The sequence below is a fragment of the Nocardia sp. NPDC049737 genome, assembly GCF_040674755.1.
Classification (GTDB): Bacteria; Actinomycetota; Actinomycetes; order Mycobacteriales; family Mycobacteriaceae; genus Nocardia.
This window is the reverse complement of record NZ_JBFANH010000005.1, coordinates 349,039-362,772: the sequence shown is the minus strand read 5'-3', so window position 1 is coordinate 362,772 and position 13,734 is coordinate 349,039. Positions and strand designations below refer to the sequence as shown.

The 13,734-nt window shown below is 63.7% G+C and carries 16 protein-coding genes; 9 read left to right on the top strand and 7 right to left on the bottom strand.

Annotation, left to right across the window (positions count from 1 at the left end):
- Positions 1-10 precede the first annotated feature (10 nt).
- Positions 11-814, top strand: coding sequence for an SDR family NAD(P)-dependent oxidoreductase (locus tag AB0J47_RS10270; RefSeq protein WP_364343006.1), 804 nt, complete (start codon positions 11-13; stop codon positions 812-814).
- Positions 815-877: 63 nt separating this feature from the next.
- On the opposite strand, the gene AB0J47_RS10265 is transcribed toward AB0J47_RS10270, so the two are convergent.
- The 3 genes from AB0J47_RS10265 to AB0J47_RS10255 are packed head-to-tail and all read right to left on the bottom strand — an operon-like array spanning position 878 to position 3,479.
- Positions 878-1,942 (bottom strand): dihydrodipicolinate reductase, encoded by a 1,065-nt coding sequence (locus tag AB0J47_RS10265; RefSeq protein WP_364343003.1) that lies wholly within the window; start codon positions 1,940-1,942, stop codon positions 878-880.
- Between the two features lie 19 nt (positions 1,943-1,961).
- Positions 1,962-2,780 (bottom strand): acyl-CoA thioesterase domain-containing protein, encoded by an 819-nt coding sequence (locus AB0J47_RS10260; RefSeq protein WP_364343000.1) that lies wholly within the window; start codon positions 2,778-2,780, stop codon positions 1,962-1,964.
- Positions 2,781-2,825: 45 nt separating this feature from the next.
- Positions 2,826-3,479, bottom strand: a complete 654-nt coding sequence (locus AB0J47_RS10255) for a TetR/AcrR family transcriptional regulator (protein WP_364342997.1) — start codon at positions 3,477-3,479, stop codon at positions 2,826-2,828.
- A gap of 176 nt (positions 3,480-3,655) precedes the next feature.
- Between AB0J47_RS10255 and AB0J47_RS10250 the strand changes: the two genes are divergently transcribed.
- From AB0J47_RS10250 to AB0J47_RS10235, 4 genes are all read left to right on the top strand, one after another.
- Positions 3,656-4,654 carry an acyl-CoA dehydrogenase family protein gene (locus AB0J47_RS10250; protein WP_364342994.1) on the top strand — a complete coding sequence of 333 codons (999 nt, stop codon included), beginning with the start codon at positions 3,656-3,658 and terminating at the stop codon, positions 4,652-4,654.
- A complete protein-coding gene (locus AB0J47_RS10245; protein WP_364342991.1) occupies positions 4,638-5,813 on the top strand; it encodes an acyl-CoA dehydrogenase family protein in 1,176 nt (391 codons plus the stop codon). Before AB0J47_RS10250 ends, AB0J47_RS10245 begins: the two co-directional genes overlap by 17 nt.
- An 11-nt stretch (positions 5,814-5,824) precedes the next feature.
- Positions 5,825-6,607, top strand: coding sequence for an enoyl-CoA hydratase (locus AB0J47_RS10240; protein WP_364342988.1), 783 nt, complete (start codon positions 5,825-5,827; stop codon positions 6,605-6,607).
- A 408-nt stretch (positions 6,608-7,015) separates the two neighbouring features.
- Positions 7,016-8,371 carry a cytochrome P450 gene (locus tag AB0J47_RS10235; protein ID WP_364342985.1) on the top strand — a complete coding sequence of 452 codons (1,356 nt, stop codon included), beginning with the start codon at positions 7,016-7,018 and terminating at the stop codon, positions 8,369-8,371.
- A 109-nt stretch (positions 8,372-8,480) separates the two neighbouring features.
- On the opposite strand, the gene AB0J47_RS10230 is transcribed toward AB0J47_RS10235, so the two are convergent.
- A complete protein-coding gene (locus AB0J47_RS10230; RefSeq protein ID WP_364342982.1) occupies positions 8,481-8,987 on the bottom strand; it encodes an SAM-dependent methyltransferase in 507 nt (168 codons plus the stop codon).
- Positions 8,988-8,999: 12 nt separating this feature from the next.
- Positions 9,000-9,896 carry a hypothetical protein gene (locus AB0J47_RS10225; protein WP_364342979.1) on the bottom strand — a complete coding sequence of 299 codons (897 nt, stop codon included), beginning with the start codon at positions 9,894-9,896 and terminating at the stop codon, positions 9,000-9,002.
- Between the two features lie 439 nt (positions 9,897-10,335).
- Here AB0J47_RS10225 and AB0J47_RS10220 point away from each other — a divergent pair, with 439 nt between their 5' ends.
- The gene (locus AB0J47_RS10220) at positions 10,336-10,779 is read left to right on the top strand and encodes a hypothetical protein (RefSeq protein WP_364342976.1); all 444 of its coding nucleotides are present in this window, start codon (positions 10,336-10,338) and stop codon (positions 10,777-10,779) included.
- A gap of 168 nt (positions 10,780-10,947) precedes the next feature.
- Here AB0J47_RS10220 and AB0J47_RS10215 read toward each other — a convergent pair whose 3' ends face one another.
- A complete protein-coding gene (locus tag AB0J47_RS10215; RefSeq protein ID WP_364342973.1) occupies positions 10,948-11,316 on the bottom strand; it encodes a hypothetical protein in 369 nt (122 codons plus the stop codon).
- The gene (locus AB0J47_RS10210; RefSeq protein WP_364342970.1) at positions 11,313-11,603 is read right to left on the bottom strand and encodes a hypothetical protein; all 291 of its coding nucleotides are present in this window, start codon (positions 11,601-11,603) and stop codon (positions 11,313-11,315) included. Before AB0J47_RS10210 ends, AB0J47_RS10215 begins: the two co-directional genes overlap by 4 nt.
- A gap of 428 nt (positions 11,604-12,031) precedes the next feature.
- Between AB0J47_RS10210 and AB0J47_RS10205 the strand changes: the two genes are divergently transcribed.
- Genes AB0J47_RS10205 through AB0J47_RS10195 form a run of 3 tightly spaced genes read left to right on the top strand, consistent with a single transcriptional unit; the run spans position 12,032 to position 13,699 of the window.
- On the top strand, positions 12,032-12,361 hold the full coding sequence (locus AB0J47_RS10205; RefSeq protein ID WP_364342967.1) for a hypothetical protein: 330 nt from the start codon (positions 12,032-12,034) through the stop codon (positions 12,359-12,361).
- Positions 12,351-12,860, top strand: a complete 510-nt coding sequence (locus AB0J47_RS10200) for a DUF6879 family protein (protein WP_364342964.1) — start codon at positions 12,351-12,353, stop codon at positions 12,858-12,860. Before AB0J47_RS10205 ends, AB0J47_RS10200 begins: the two co-directional genes overlap by 11 nt.
- Positions 12,857-13,699 (top strand): helix-turn-helix transcriptional regulator, encoded by an 843-nt coding sequence (locus AB0J47_RS10195; RefSeq protein ID WP_364343117.1) that lies wholly within the window; start codon positions 12,857-12,859, stop codon positions 13,697-13,699. The genes AB0J47_RS10200 and AB0J47_RS10195 overlap by 4 nt, the downstream gene beginning before the upstream one ends.
- Positions 13,700-13,734: the final 35 nt, after the last annotated feature.

Genomic DNA, 13,734 nt, shown 5'->3' with positions numbered 1-13,734 from the left:
GAGTAGCCCGATGCTGATACGTGAGGGACAGGTCGCTGTGATCACCGGCGGTGCGAGCGGCATCGGCTACGGCCTGGCCGAGGCGCTCGCCGCGCGCGGCGTACGGCTGGTCATCTCCGATATCCGCGAGGACGGCCTGATCGCGGCGGCGGCAGCATTGCACGACGCTGAGATCACCGCCGTAGTGGCCGACGTGAGCGATGAGACATCGGTGCGCGCGCTGGCCGAGCGCGCCATGGATGCCTACGGCCGGGTGGATCTGGTCTGCAATAACGCCGGTGTGGTGTGCCCGGCCGCGCCGCTGTGGGAGCAGGACGCGGCCACTTGGCAGCGGATGATCGGGATCAAGATCCTCGGTGTCGTCCACGGCGTCAAGGCATTTGCGCCGTTGCTCATCGACCAGGGCGCCGGCCATTTCCTCAACACCGCCTCCTCCGGTGGTCTGGCACCGCTGCCCGGCCGCACGCCCTACACCGGCACCATGCACGCGGTGGTCGGTCTGACCGAGACGCTCGACCTCGAGCTGAAGCAGGCAGCCCCCGCGCTGGGCGCAACCGTGCTGTGCCCGGGACTGGTCGACACCCCGCTCGGACAGAATTCCGCCGCACTGGGTGCGATCGAACTGCCGGTGGGCGCGCCCCCCTCGATGCGCACCCTCGCTGGCGCCCGCGGCGGAATCCTGTCCCCGCGCGAGGTCGCCGAGTCCGCCATCGCCGCGATCGAAGCCGGCCGTGTCCACGTGGCTCCCGGCGACGGCGTGGCCACGCGAGCGCGGGCCCGGGTAGACACGCTGCTGGCCGACATCACTGGCTGATGACCGCGAATTACCCTTGCGACAATAGATACCGAGCCGATGGGCTCTGGAGTCGACGACCGTTCAGCCGAGAACGGCCGTGATGTGCGGTAAGTCGAGCGTCGACCGGATCCCGGGCTCGGCGGCACAGACCGAGGGAATCGCATTGACCGCACGGTTGGCGGTATAGGCGGGGGATACGGCCGCCATTTGTTCCAAGGGAATCGGGAAGCGCAGGTCGACTTCCAGTGGCGCGTCACCGACCACCGATATGTGCCATCCGGTATCGCGCAGGTCCCAGTCGGGCTCGATATCGGTGGTGCAATACCAATTGGCGCGAAAGGTCAGCACCGGTTCGCCTGCCACCAGGCCCGAAACCGTAGTGCGTTGGGCTGCAACGGTTCCCTGCTCGATCGTGCCCGCCGCAATCCGGGTGACTGTGCGTGCCACCGCCACCGAGCCGTATGCCTCGATCGAATCCAGCGGCCGGCCGAGTGCGTCGCCGACCAGCCGCAGTGACGGTCCGAAACTCGCGGCCAGATGTTGCGCGCGGGCCGCGTCGGAATCACCTGGTGGACGCCCGAAACCCATGACGTCGAATAGCATGGCGGGTGAATCGCGTTGCGACAGATCCGCGTACTCGTCGATCATCAGCCGGTCCAGTCGGCGCTGGATCGAGGACAGCACCAGCGGCACCGCCTCGGTGATGAAACCCGGACTACTGCCGGTGCTGTGGATGGAGGTGCCGCCGAGTGCACAGGCTTGCTGAACATGTTGGCGCAGAACAGGATCCATGCTCGCCGGATGATGGAACAGGCCGCACGTTGTCACCACATTGGTGCCCGATGTCAGCAGGCGGATCACCGCCTGCGCGTCGAACACGAGCGGCATATAGAGCACGCAGTCCGCGTCGAGTTCGATGATCTGGTCGATGTCGTCGGTGGCCAGCACACCGGTGGCCGGAATATCGCAGAACTTACCGGCATCGCGCCCCACCTTGTCCGCACTGTGCACGAACAGGCCGACCAACTCCATCTTCGGATGCTCGACTACACCGCGCAGAGCGCGCGCGCCGATGGTGCCGGTGGCCCACTGCACCACCCGGTGCGGCCGGTTTTCGGGTGCGTCGGCAGATCTCTTGATCCCCATTCGATTCACGACCACGTCTTCACCCGAGCTCGGAGGGGAAGCGCACCATGGCTTCCTGCGCGTACGAGGCGACCAACCGGCCGTTGTCGGTCAGCACATCGCCGCGGCCGAAACAGCGGCTGCCCGCTATGAGCGGGCTGTGCTGACGCAGCAGCAGCCACTCGTCGGTGCGGAACGGTCGATGGAACCAGATGCTGTGCGAGGTCACTGCCGAATGGAATGCGGTGCCGTTGCCGCGCTGGCATACACCGTCGATTGGCCGCAGTGCGGTGCCGATGAGGTTGAGATCGGTGGCGTAGGCAGTTATGGCCGGGGCCAGCCGCGCATCGATGTCCGGCGTCCGCATCCAGAACTCGAATTCCGGTGGGCCCGAAGCGGTGTCGTCGAGATCGACGGCCGATCGGGTTTCCCAGGGCAGCAAGTCCCACGTCACCTTGTGCTCGGCGCTCAGCAATGCGGGCACGGCGGGTACGCTCTGGTGCTCGGGCCCCTCCGCCTCCGCGTGCAGCGACACCGATGCGGTGGCCACGATCCCATAACTCTGCTCGGCGACGATGGTGACGGTGGCGAAGGAACGGCCCTCGTGATGACGGCGCACCCGATAGCGGATCGGCTCATCGGTTCGGCCTTCGCGCGGGAACAATGCGTGCAGTGACTTGACCGATTTCTCCGGGCAGGTCAGATCGGCCGCGCGGATGAACTGGCCGAGCAATTGCCCGCCGAAAACGCGGTAGTACTCGAGCTGCTGATTGCGTCCCTCGAAGACGGATTCGTCGTCGAGGGACGGCCGAGCGGTCAGGTCGAGACAGCCGAGAAGATCATTCCAGAGGTCGGGCATGCCCCCGAGTGTAAGTGAAACTCTTCGTGGTTGAGAATGATATTCTCAATCCTTGGTGAAGCCGTGTGCGCAGAAGTTCCAGACTTCGGTCGCGGTGATCGGGTGCACGGTCTCCTCGTCAGTGCCGCCGGTGGACTGCGCGATGAACATGACCGTCTGCATGACCATCGCCGCGGTACGCCGCGGATTCGCGTCCGAACGCAGCTGATCGGCGTCTTTGGCCTGCTCCATCAGCTCGGTGAACAGTGCGAGCAGCGGTGCGTGCGCGACCTTGACCTGCGCCGGATGCGTGACGAGCAGCTGTGGCGCGAAGTCGGTGAACAGCGGGCGCTGTGCGGCCGGATCGGGTCGGGACAGTTCGAACAGCAGCTCGACGGTCACCCGCAGCTGCTGCAGCGGATCGGCCTTGGCATCGGCGGCGGCGCGCAGTTGATCGGCGGTGCGCACGAGCGCGTCTTCGAAAAGGGCGAGTAACAGCTCGTGCTTGCCGTCGAACTGCAGATAGAAACTGCGCAGCGACTGACGTGAACGATCGACGACTTCCTGCACGGTGAAGTCGGTGCTGCCCTTCTCGGTGATGATGGCCTGCGCCGCGTCGAGGAAGCGCTGAACGCGCTGTTCGGCGCGCAGTTTCGCGGTCCGTAACGAGCGCTCGACGGCGCGCTGCTTCCAGGCTGGCTCTTCGCTCGGGCTGGTCACCGGCGCTCCGGTCCTCGGTCATGTGGAGAGAACATGGATGCACTGTACCGGAGAACGTGCTGTCTCTGTGTTGGCTGGACGCAGTGTCAGTGAACAAATGCGAGACTCTTACTTTCCATGGCGGAGAATGTTATTCTCAGTTCTGAAGTGTGTCGGAGCGCAAGGAGGCAGGCCGGATGCTTTTGGAGTTCGACTCCGATCAACTGCTGTGGCAACAAACCGTCCGTGAGGTGGTCGCCAAACAGTGCCCGCCGACGCTGATCCGCGAGGTGGCCGATAAGGGCGCGGATCCGGAGGGACTGTGGCGCACCTATATCGAGCTCGGATGGATGGACCTGACCGCTCCAGCCGACGCGGTGGAACTGGCAATCGTGCTCGAGGAGTTGGGGCGGGCCACCGACCCCACCCCATATCTCGCCACCATGACCCAATTCGCCCCGCTCGCACCGGATTTCGTGCGCTCTGGTGAACCGGGTGCCGCAGTGTACGACGGGGTGTCGGCGGTGCGAGACCGGGATGGCTGGGTGCTGAGCGGCACCGCGCGTCATGTGCTCGACGGCGATCGGGCGCGGCAGTTGGCTGTCGTGACCGAGGCCGGTGTCTTCGTGGTGCCCGCCGCCGACGTGACCATGCGGCGGGCGACAGTGTTCGATCCGGTACTGCACGTCGCCGAGGCGAGCTTCGCCGGTGTGCGGGTTCCCGACGATCGCTACCTGCGCGTCGATCCCGAGCCCGCGCGTCACCTGGCCACGACGGGACTGGCGCTGACCATGGTCGGCGCGTGTCGACGGGTATTGGACATGGTGCTCGAGCATGTGCGCACCCGACAGCAGTTCGGCGTGCCGATCGGCTCGTTCCAGGCGGTCAAACACAAGGCCGTCGATATGCATGTCGCGATCGAAAGAGCGCGCGCCCTAGCGTATTTCGCGGCGATGACGATCCGGGAGAACGATCCGCGGCGGCGGCTGGCGGCGTCGATGGCCAAGGCCGCGGCGGGCGAATGTCAGTCGCAGGTGTTCGGCAGGGGCATGCAGTTATTCGGCGCCATGAGCTTTACCTGGGAAAACGACCTGCAGTTCGCGCTAAAGCGGGCCAAAGCCGGTGAGCTGCTGCTCGGCGGCGCGGCCGAGCACCGGGCGCTGATCGCCGAGGAGTACCGTGCGACTGACTTTTGATACCGAGGTCGAGGAGTTCCGGGCCGAATTCATCGCCTTCCTCACTGAATTCATGCCCGACGAGGCGGTAGCCGCCCGGGATCGGCCGATCTCCAGCGCGGAGGTCCCGCCGTGGGCGCGGGAATGGCAGCGAGTGCAGTTCGACCACGGCTGGTTGCTGCCCGGCAACGCACCGGAATTCGGTGGCCGCAATGCCGGAATCCTGCAGCAGTACGTGCATTTGGAGGAGCTGTCCAAGCGGCGCATCTATCACAGCTTCAATCCGCAGGGGCTCGGCATCATCGCCGCTTCGCTATTGTCGTTCGGCAGCGCGGAGCAGAAGAAGCAATGGGCGGTAAGGATTTTGCGTGCCGAGATCACCGCGGCGCTCGGCATGAGCGAACCGGGTGCGGGTTCGGATCTGGCCGGGCTGCGCACCCGGGCCGTGCGCGACGGCGATCATTTCGTGGTGAATGGGCAGAAGGTATGGACCTCCGGCGCGCACGACGCCGACGTACTGCTCACATTCGTGCGAACCGATCCGGATGCGCCCAAGCACAAGGGAATCAGCGTGCTCCTGATCCCCACCGAAACTCCGGGCGTGACCCGGCGACCGTTCGCCTCCATCTGTGGACCACACGATCTGGACTTCAACGAGGTGTTCTTCTCCGACGTCCGAGTGCCTGCCGAGAACCTGGTCGGCCCGCTGCACGGCGGCTGGGGCGTGGCCAATGGTTCGCTCGGACATGAGCGCACGCTGCTGTGGCTCAGTTTCGCCGACCGGTTACAGGAGTTGATCGAGGACTTCCACCCGCGCACCGTCCTCGACCGCGACCGTTACGCGACGCTGGTCATGGATGCCCAGGCGCTGCGGTTGCTCGGTTCGGCGGCGCTGGCGCGTGCGGCGCGGGGCCAACAGGATGTCGCCGCGCTGTCGGTGCTGAAACTGCTCGGTTCGGAGGCGGTGCAGAACGGTTCGGAACAGGCACTGTCCGCGCAGGGCTCCGACGGGCTGATCCATCCGGCGATGACCGCCCCGTTCAATCCGCTGAACAATGACAATTTCATCAGCAGCTGGTTCGAGCGGTATGTCCGCAGCTTCGCCGGAACCATCGCCGGCGGCACTTCCGAAATTCAGCGCAATATCGTCGCCGAGCGGGTGCTCGGACTGCCCAGGTAGCGGAGTTCGGTATGCATATTCTCTACGGGGTCGCCGATAAGATCGCGACCATCACCCTGAATCGTCCCGAGGTCGCGAACGCCCAAAACGGTGAACTGCTGGACGAACTCGATGCGGCATGGGCACGGGCGGCGGCCGACGATGACGTGTCGGTGATCGTCTTGCGGGCCGAAGGCAAGCATTTCTCCTCCGGTCATGATCTGCGCTCGGGCGGGCCGCTACCGGACAAGATCACCCTGGACATGATCTACAACGTCGAATCGCGCCGCTACCTGGAATATTCGCTGCGCTGGCGAAATGTGCCGAAACCATCCATCGCCGCGGTGCAGGGGCGCTGCATCTCCGGTGGGCTGCTGCTGTGTTGGCCGTGCGATCTGATCGTCGCCGCCGAGGACGCGCTCTTCTCCGATCCGGTCGTGCTGATGGGTATCGGCGGCGTCGAATATCATGGGCACACTTGGGAATTGGGGCCGCGCAAGGCCAAGGAGATCCTGTTCACCGGGCGCCCGGTCACCGCGCGCGAGGCCGAGCAGGTCGGCATGGTGAACAAGGTGGTGGCGCGCGCCGAGCTGGATGCGCAGACCACCGCGCTGGCAACCCAGATCGCCGAAATGCCGCCGTTCGGGCTGCGTCAGGCCAAGCGCGCGGTGAATCAAACGCTGGACATACAGGGCTTCTATGCCGCCATCCAATCGGTGTTCGATGTGCACCAGACCGGCCACGGCAATGCGCTCAGCCACGCCGGGCTGCCGATTCTGGCCCATCTGGACGAGATGAAGCAAAAGATGCAGTAGGTCGACTGCGGCGTGTGCGGGTGACGGCGACCTGGGAGCTGATTCTGGTTGTGGCGGAATGGCTTTTCGCCGAATGCGGATGGTGGCGGTGTCGAATCGGCAGATAGGCGAGGCGGCGAGCAGTCGGCGGCGAGAACGATCTCTCGCTTGCCGATCTGGCGGCGTTGCTACCGGGCGCTTGCGATCAGATCGAGCAAGAGCGGAGCAATGGCCGGGCTTGCCGCGATGGTATGTTCCGTAGTCAGGCTGTGCGCGCGCTGCCATCGGAATCCGTTACGAAAGCGCCACTTTCGCCTGCGATGAGAACGTCAGCCGCTTTGCCGGCCGGGACCTGTTGCGGGAGTTGGCCTCCAGTCACAACTACTGAAAATCAGCCGGAATCCGAGGAGATCGGTTCTACTTATTGTCATGTCTTCCACCTCCACAGTCAGCGGCCTGCCCCCGATGGTCGCCGGCCGCCTCCGGAATACCAAACATTTTGTCGTCGACCCGATCTCGTTCCTCTCCGACTCCATGACCCACCACGGCGACGTCTTTCGGTTCCAACTGATCAACGGGAGCATGGTCGGGATCACCCATCCCCACCACATCAAGTACGTCTTGCAGGAACGCATGGCGAACTTCACCCGCGAGACCCAGATGTACGACATCATCGAGCCGTTCGTGGGGCGAGGGCTGGCGACCATCGCCGACCACAACCGGTGGAGACGCAACCGGCGCCTCGTCCAACCGGCCTTCCACCACAAGAAGATCAGTGCGCTGAGCGAGATCATGGTGGCCGAGATCGACTCCATGTGTGACGAATGGGCCGAACACGCCCGCGCCGGACGGACGGTCGACATCGGTGAGCAGATGAGCCACCTCACGCTGCGAATCGTGGTGCGGGCGCTGTTCGGATTGGATCCCAACGGCCCGGAGGTCACCGGCTTCGCCCGCGCGACGCAGAAGGTGAACGCCGAGTTGGGGAAGTTCGTGCGAATGCCCTTGGTTCCCTTGAAGTTTCCGACGCCCAGCCATCGCCGCTTCTGGCGCGGGATCGCCGAAATGGATGCCATCGTCTACAAGGTGATCGACGACTTGCGCGACTCCGGCAGCGGTGGGCTGCTGTCTATGCTCATCAACTCCACGGACGCCGATACCAACGAGAAACTCACGGACCTGGAACTGCGTGACGAGGTCGTCACCATGCTCTTCGCCGGTCACGAGACCAGCTCCTCGGCATTGACGTCGGCCATACTGCTGTTGCAACTGCATCCGGAGGTGCACCAGCGGCTGCGCGATGACGTTGACAGCGCCTTGACCGGCAGGCATGCCACCCTGGCCGACCTGCCCACGCTGCCCTACAGCAAGCAGGTACTCGAGGAGGTGTTGCGGCTCAAACCGCCGGCATGGATGGGGCAGCGGCGCGCCGCCGAAGACGATGAGATCGGGGGCTACCACATCCCGGCAGGCACACCGCTGATGTACAGCTTCTACCACGCGCACCGAAACCCCGAGTGTTGGGACCGGCCCGATACTTTCGACCCGGACCGCTTCGCCGCCGACGCGGTCGCCGGCCGTGACCGGAACTTGTGGCTGCCCTTCGGCGCGGGCGGACACCTCTGCATCGGCAACGCATTCGCGATGATGGAGATGCAGCTGGCGCTCTCGACCATAGTCAGCCGGTTCGAGCTGACCATCGACAACCCGGACCTCACACCGATCTCCGCGCTGACCCTCAACACCAAGTTCCCGGTCATCGCGACGGTGACCGAACGGCAATAGCCTGCTCCATCCGCGACGCTTTCCGGGCTGCACGCTGGCGGGGCTACCGGAGTTGGGTTACCGAATCCGGCACGACGGGGACTCAGCACGTGCAGAGACCGGCGTAGCGTCACTGTGGGGACGTCAGGGTTATTGCTTTGCCCCGTCTAGAAATAGTCTTTGAGCATCTCGGTTGACCACGGAGCCTGGTGAATCTGTCCACGGGCCCGAACTCTGCGAACCACGGCTTGATGTCCAGCACGGGTGTGCCGTCCACCGCGTCCAACTCGGCTACGTGCAGATCCAAGCCGTCTACGCGAAGCAGTCGAGTACGCGAAACCCCGAGCCAGTTGACCCGCCGCATGTTCCGGTGCCCAAAGATGCCGACCTCCGGCCATGCGGGGTTGTCGCGGGCGCTGCGTGCACCGAAGTGCAGGTCTGTTGGATCGGTCAAATGGAATCGGAAGACGATTTCGAGGTGGCTGAACGCGTCCAGTCCTTGCACGGACTCTTCGGTGAACCGCGGGTCATCTATGCGGATGATCGCCTCGGTACCTCCCCAGTGATCATCTGTGGGTTCGCGACGACCGCCGACCACGTGTGCGATCGGCGTAACTTCGAACACTTCGTCTGCCATTTGACCCCTGTTCTACATTCCGCTGGCGGCTAGGTAGTCCGCAGCGCGCTGATCGATCTCGCTGGCTCCCGCGACCTGTCGATACGGTGCCACGGTTGCGCGTATGTCGCGGGCAATCTTGCGGGTGCGACCTGACTGGACGCCGTCCATTGCGTTGAGCGCGGATGTCCATGTGGTGCATGCCTGCTCGAGTTCGCTGCTGCGGGCCTGCACGGTGCCGAGGTAGCCAAGGGTTACCGCGTGGGTTCGGGTGAACGTCGTGGCTTTGCGTTTGCGGACGCTGAGCTGGAATTGGTCGGCGGCGCCGGCTAGGTCGCCCGAATCGCGTAGTGCGCAAGCGGTTTCGTGAGCAAGGCTCGCTTCGGAGAAGAAGAAGACCCGAGCGGGCTCATGATCGGAGTCGGTAGCGGCTGTGAGGTCGCGCTCGGCTTGGAGCAGGGCTTTTGCGGACTCGGCTTTCTGACCGGCTGCGCTCAATGCTTTGGCGTGCACAACCTTCAGGAGCGCGCGCTCACGTGGGCAAGCGGCTCGGTAGCGGTTGCCGCTCACTGATGCTTCGGCGAGTTGGAGCCCTTGTTGGGGGTGGCCGAGGTCGACGGCTTGGTGTGCCATGGCCCGCAGCACGTGCCCCGTCAGTGGGCCATCGTTTGCTTCGACGGAAAGTTTTGTCGCGGTGGTGAAGTAGCGCTGTGCCACTGCGTGTTCGTCGTTGTCGAACGCCATCCACCCAGCCAGATACGCCAATTCGCCGGCCGCTGTGAACATTTCACGTCGCACAGCTTCGCTGGCGAAGGAGCCGTTCAGATAGCTGGTTACCTCGTTGGTCAGATATTGGGCAACAGCCGTTCGTCCATGACCACCTCCGAGCCGTTGGTCGATCTGGGAGAACAGCGACATCACGTCTCGCACTGCGGTTACGTCGGCTTGGCCCACATGACGGAGGGCCGCGTCTTTTCTCGGTCCGATTGACGCTGCCCCGTCGAGCCATCCGGGAAGTAGCACGGACGCGCTGATAGCTGTGGAGTACCCGACACGTAGAAAAGAGCGCCGTTCCACATCAGCCCTTCCGAGGTTGAGCAAGGTTGCTACCGGGTCTTGGATGCCACCAAAACGCCTTTCGTACCACGCTATGACATCGGGTGTCAGTGAGCGCTTTCCGGTCTCGTAGTAGAAAAGCGCGGACTTGCTGTTGCGATCACCGCGTCCGCGTTTTCGGGCCAGGGCGACCAGTTCTGCCACCGGATCGTCGGTTTTGGCGCTGGAGGCAACGGTTTTGGTGAGTCGACCTACTCGCGGTGCTCAGTAATCGTGCCGTCCGGATACTCGGTCACCACACGGCCATCAGGGAATGTTCGACGACCCGCCCATCGAGGAAGCGAGCACGATTGCGGACCGCGCGGAAGCGCTCGCTATCCATCGTTGCCCTCAGCTATGCAGTGATCTGGTCCAGATCGATACCCATGCGTCGCAGCTCTCGCGCGACACCAGCTCCCTTGTTGAGCCGGTGGCCGGCCACCGGGAACACGACAGTTTCGGACTTCCGTCCGGATTCGCCTCTGATTCCGGCCAGTTCGCGGAGTCGCTGCCTTTGCACGCGCTGTTGGCGTTGTTGGGATCGACGTGCCCGAACAGGCACGGCCCGTTGACCGGTGTCGGTGCCGCGGCGGTTGGCGGAGTGATCGCACCGAACATCGATGCGGTGATCGCGCACGCTGTGAGAGCGGCTCTGATGATCTTCATTTATTTTCTCCATCAGGGGTTGCTAGAAGGCAGCCCGGCCTTCACGCATTAGGGTCGGGCCGCTTCTTGTTGTTCAAAGCTGCTACTCGTGACTCCGCGGCGGTTATCGCCCCCACGGCCGAATTACGTCCTCGCCTCGGTCTTCGCGCGGGTCTTGATTCCAGTTGTCGTGGTTGTTGCCGTCCGGGCCTGGATCCTCAACTCGTGCCACCATGTTGAGTCACCTCCTTTCCAGCGGCGTTGCTGTGGAGCAGACGCCGTTCATATCGACAAACCGGAACCGGGCGTGCGGCGCGTATGTCGCCTCGGGCGAGATGGTGTTGATCTCGCAGACTCGGATGAGGGCAGGCGGCACCGCGCCGCCGAGGTGCTCGAGGTTGGGGGTGATCACCGCGTCCACATCCATGCGCTGGACCACGGTCAGCAACCGACTCAGTGGGTGTTCGGTCTGTGCGCTGAACGTCACGGTCTTGGCGAGGTCGTAGCCGTACCGCTTTGCGAGACTGCGAATCTGGATTTCGTCCCATGTTTGTGAGCTTCCGGATACGTCGGTGCGCAGGTATCCGATCGCGGTTGGTTTCGCCCTCACTGGCTTGGCTTATTCGTGCTCACAGTGTCAGCGCCGTTGCGCGGCAGGAATTCTCGGTATGGCGGTGCCTTGATCAGCGATCGCCCGCGGTCGGAGATCCGCCACCCGACCGGGAGTGTGCGGGAACCGTGGGCGAGACCGGAATCGGCGAGCCCTTGCAGCGCTGCACGTGTAGCGGCCTCGGCGCGACCAGCGTGGCCGCACAGTTCGCGCACGGTCAGCGCGTGCGTGGGCTCCAGAATGGCCAGTGCTGCTAACACTTTGGCCTGTGGCTCAGTGAGCGCCATGACGCATCCCCTCGGGTGGTTCATGCTCTGCCCAGCACCGGGACGACTGTGCGAGCAAGGACTGATCTGCCCACTGGGCTACCGCGCCCGCGAAAAGTTCGATCTTTTCGGCCGGTGCGCCGCTATAGGGCGCGGGCGGGCCGACCAGGGGATCGCGTTGTGGCAGTTTTGAATTAGGCATGAACGGCATTGGCTGTACCGCCTCGGTGTTCGTTCGGGTTGGCAGGCCGCCCGGCGCCGAGGGCCCGTAGGCATCACCCCGGCGCCGAGTGCCTGGGCTTGAACGGTAAGAAGCCGGGAGCATGCTCGTCCAGGCTCATGCTCGAAAATGCTCTGATTCGATCGTTCCTCTTTACAGGTGGCATTTGGAGAGGAGTATGGAATCTGCGTGAGCATAGGTACGCATACAGCGATTGGAGAGCCAGGCCATGCGGTTACAGTTTCTCGGCAAGGGCGGAACCACTGGCGGCGGATGCCCCAGCCTCTACGCCACCGACCAACACACCTACGTTGTACAAGGATGGAAAACCGATTCAGCCGGAACCGTCGAGATCCCACACCTGTTGCTCGGTTTCGCGCTCCCGGACACGTTCGTCGGGGCGCCGATGACCGACACCGGCCGCGGCACATTCATTCTCGACGGGATCCCGATCACCGACCCGGACGTACTCGGGGGACTGGACATCTACGACGACGAAACATGCATCGAGGTTCCGAAGGCAGAGAGGACTTTCTACGGTGCAACTCGTGCGGGATGAGGCGTTCAACCGCCTATTCCACTCCTGCCAGCGGGAGGCGTTCCACCTGGAAGTTCAGGACATCTACGAGACTCCAGAGGAGTCCGAGCCGTTCCGGAAATTCCTTCAGGACGAACCCGACGACTACGCATGGTTCCGACCATGGCTCGACCACGTGCGGGACGTGACCAGTCGCGGTGTGGCCGTGAACCGTGCCCGCGTGGTGACCGAACCTCACACCGAGTACACGCGCTTCGCGAAGGCAGTGGCACGGTTCAATGCCGAAGCTGGCGAGGACGTTCGCTACCTGCCGCGGCACTTGATCGATTCGGCCGAGTTGACCGTGGATGACTGGTGGTTGTTCGATAACGCGGTGCTGGCGTACACGATCTTCGAGCCGTCGGGCCGTTGGGTCGGTGGCGCAGTCACGAGCGATCCTTGGATGGTCGAGTACTGCCGAGCCGTGAAAGAGCGTGTCTGGGCGCTCGCTACCCCTCTCGCGGAGTACCCCAACCAGTGAGTGATTCGCTTCACCAACTGCGCGAAGCTCTCGGAGGCCGACTCCGGGAGCTTCGACTCAACTCGGGGCTCACCGGTACGGAACTCGCCCACCTCGCAGGCTGGCACCAAACCAAGGTGTCGAAGATCGAGTACGGGAAGACCAAACCCACCGATGCCGACGTTCGCACCTGGTGCGAGCACACAAACTCCATGGACCAGGTGCCGGATCTCATCGCGACCGTCCGCAACATGGAGGCGTCATATCTGGAGTGGCGCCGAGTGCTTGGAACCGGCACGAAACGGCGGCAGCAGCATTCGATCAAGTTGGAAGCTGAGACGCAGCTGATGCGTTGGTATGAGCCGGTTCTGATCCCGGGCTTGTTGCAGACTGCCGAGTATGCGGAAGAGATCATGCGCAATGTGATCGAGTTCCAGGGCATACCGAATGACCTCGAAGAGGGCGTATCGAAGCGGATGGAACGTCAGCAGATCCTGTATACGCGAAAGCATCGGTTTCACTTCGTGATCGGAGAACAGGCGCTACGGACGACTGTCGGCGATGACCGGATCATGACTGGACAACTGGATCGCCTCCTTGCGGTGCTGGGCATGTCGCGGGTGCTGTTCGGGATCGTGCCCGCCGAAACCCGCTACCAAGTACCAATATCGAACTTCATCATTTTCGACGATCGCACAGTGATGGTCGAGAACGTGACAGCCGAACTCACGATTACCCAGCCACGGGAGGTCGCCACATACGGGCGCACATTCAACGTCCTGGCGAAGCAATCCGTGACGGGCAACACTGCGCGTGCCTTGATATCAGCAGCCCTTGAACGGCGAGCCCAGTCCGGCTGACGCCGACGCGAGAGCACGACCGGGAAGGGGACCTG

Excerpts from the sequence above, each read along its gene's own strand:
- AB0J47_RS10205 (WP_364342967.1), top strand. The coding sequence starts at position 12,032 with ATGCGGTTACAGTTTCTCGGCAAGGGCGGAACCACTGGCGGCGGATGC.
- AB0J47_RS10210 (WP_364342970.1), bottom strand. The coding sequence starts at position 11,603 with ATGGCGCTCACTGAGCCACAGGCCAAAGTGTTAGCAGCACTGGCCATT.
- AB0J47_RS10235 (WP_364342985.1), top strand. The coding sequence starts at position 7,016 with ATGTCTTCCACCTCCACAGTCAGCGGCCTGCCCCCGATGGTCGCCGGC.
- AB0J47_RS10260 (WP_364343000.1), bottom strand. The coding sequence starts at position 2,780 with ATGCCCGACCTCTGGAATGATCTTCTCGGCTGTCTCGACCTGACCGCT.
- AB0J47_RS10240 (WP_364342988.1), top strand. The coding sequence starts at position 5,825 with ATGCATATTCTCTACGGGGTCGCCGATAAGATCGCGACCATCACCCTG.
- AB0J47_RS10270 (WP_364343006.1), top strand. The coding sequence starts at position 11 with ATGCTGATACGTGAGGGACAGGTCGCTGTGATCACCGGCGGTGCGAGC.
- AB0J47_RS10250 (WP_364342994.1), top strand. The coding sequence starts at position 3,656 with ATGCTTTTGGAGTTCGACTCCGATCAACTGCTGTGGCAACAAACCGTC.
- AB0J47_RS10265 (WP_364343003.1), bottom strand. The coding sequence starts at position 1,942 with ATGGGGATCAAGAGATCTGCCGACGCACCCGAAAACCGGCCGCACCGG.
- AB0J47_RS10220 (WP_364342976.1), top strand. The coding sequence starts at position 10,336 with ATGTTCGACGACCCGCCCATCGAGGAAGCGAGCACGATTGCGGACCGC.
- AB0J47_RS10230 (WP_364342982.1), bottom strand. The coding sequence starts at position 8,987 with ATGGCAGACGAAGTGTTCGAAGTTACGCCGATCGCACACGTGGTCGGC.